This is a genomic window from Rhodoplanes roseus (genome assembly GCF_003258865.1).
GTDB classification, from domain to species: domain Bacteria; phylum Pseudomonadota; class Alphaproteobacteria; order Rhizobiales; family Xanthobacteraceae; genus Rhodoplanes; species Rhodoplanes roseus.
In genome coordinates this window covers 1-240 of sequence record NZ_NPEX01000998.1, presented here as the reverse complement: position 1 = coordinate 240, position 240 = coordinate 1, and the positions used below count along the sequence as shown (strand labels likewise).

General features: G+C 64.2%; 1 pseudogene. It reads left to right on the top strand.

Features of this window, described 5'->3' with window-relative positions:
* Positions 1-240 (top strand): annotated as a pseudogene (locus CH341_RS33335) (translation initiation factor IF-2); the annotation flags it as partial.

The following is a 240-nucleotide window of genomic DNA, read 5'->3' as shown; positions in this document are numbered from 1 at the left end:
GCTGGTGATCAAGGGCGACGTGCAGGGCTCGGTCGAAGCCATCATCGGCGCTCTCGACAAGATCTCTACGGACGAAGTCGCCGCAGACATCGTGCATTCGGGCGTCGGTGGCATCACCGAATCCGACATCACGCTGGCGGCGGCCTCCAATGCGGCGGTCCTCGGCTTCAACGTGCGTGCCAACAAGCAGGCACGTGAGGCAGCGGCCCGCGACGGCGTGGAGATCCGCTACTACAACAT